This is a genomic window from Methylobacter sp. BBA5.1, assembly GCF_000746145.1.
GTDB lineage: Bacteria > Pseudomonadota > Gammaproteobacteria > Methylococcales > Methylomonadaceae > Methylobacter > Methylobacter marinus.
Map to the genome: position 1 here is coordinate 1 of NZ_JQKS01000083.1, position 1,637 is coordinate 1,637.

Genomic DNA, 1,637 nt, shown 5'->3' on the forward strand with positions numbered 1-1,637 from the left:
TCCTATGGATGAGCGGTAGAGGAGCGTTCTGTACGCCTGCGAAGGTCGATTGAGAAGTCGGCTGGAGGTATCAGAAGTGCGAATGCTGACATGAGTAACGATAATCAGGGTGAAAAACCCTGACGCCGAAAACCCAAGGTTTCCTGCGCAACGCTAATCGACGCAGGGTTAGTCGGTACCTAAGGCGAGGCCGAAAGGCGTAGTCGATGGCAAACAGGTTAATATTCCTGTACCGGTGGTAACTGCGATGGGGTGACGGAGAAGGCTAGGTCAGCTGCCGGTTGGAAGTGGCAGTTTAAGCGAGTAGGCAGGTCTCTTAGGCAAATCCGGGAGACTCTATGCTGAGACGTGACGACGAGTCGCTCTTTTGAGTGACGAAGTGATTGATGCCAGGCTTCCAAGAAAAACCTCTAAGCTTCAGGTTATCAGTGGCCGTACCCCAAACCGACACAGGTGGGTGGGATGAGAATTCTAAGGCGCTTGAGAGAACTCGGGTGAAGGAACTAGGCAAAATGATACCGTAACTTCGGGAGAAGGTATGCCTTTGGTAGGTGAAGGTCCTCGCGACTGGAGCCGAAGGAGGTTGCAATAAACTGGTGGCTGCGACTGTTTAGCAAAAACATAGCACTCTGCAAACACGAAAGTGGACGTATAGGGTGTGACGCCTGCCCGGTGCCGGAAGGTTAATTGATGGGGTTAGCTCACGCGAAGCTCTTGATCGAAGCCCCGGTAAACGGCGGCCGTAACTATAACGGTCCTAAGGTAGCGAAATTCCTTGTCGGGTAAGTTCCGACCTGCACGAATGGCGTAACGATGGCCACACTGTCTCCACCCGAGACTCAGTGAAATTGAAATTGCGGTGAAGATGCCGTATACCCGCGGCTAGACGGAAAGACCCCGTGAACCTTTACTATAGCTTGACACTGGACTTTGAACCTACTTGTGTAGGATAGGTGGGAGGCTGTGAAGCACCAACGCCAGTTGGTGTGGAGCCATCCTTGAAATACCACCCTGGTATGTTTGAAGTTCTAACCTGGGCCCATGATCTGGGCTGGGGACAGTGTCTGGTGGGTAGTTTGACTGGGGCGGTCTCCTCCTAAAGAGTAACGGAGGAGCACGAAGGTACCCTCAGCCTGGTCGGAAATCAGGCAATGAGTGCAATGGCATAAGGGTGCTTGACTGCGAGATAGACACATCGAGCAGGTACGAAAGTAGGTCATAGTGATCCGGTGGTTCTGTATGGAAGGGCCATCGCTCAACGGATAAAAGGTACTCCGGGGATAACAGGCTGATACCGCCCAAGAGTTCATATCGACGGCGGTGTTTGGCACCTCGATGTCGGCTCATCACATCCTGGGGCTGAAGCAGGTCCCAAGGGTATGGCTGTTCGCCATTTAAAGTGGTACGCGAGCTGGGTTCAGAACGTCGTGAGACAGTTCGGTCCCTATCTGCCGTGGGCGTTTGAGATTTGAGGGAAGCTGCTCCTAGTACGAGAGGACCGGAGTGGACGAACCTCTGGTGTTCCGGTTGTCACGCCAGTGGCATGGCCGGGTAGCTATGTTCGGACAGGATAACCGCTGAAAGCATCTAAGCGGGAAGCCCCTCCCAAGATGAGATCTCACTGGGACCATGAGTCC

1 rRNA gene is annotated in these 1,637 nt (G+C 53.5%); it reads left to right on the plus strand.

The features are described 5' to 3' along the window. A 23S ribosomal RNA gene (locus EK22_RS21780) occupies positions 1–1,637 on the plus strand; the annotation flags it as partial.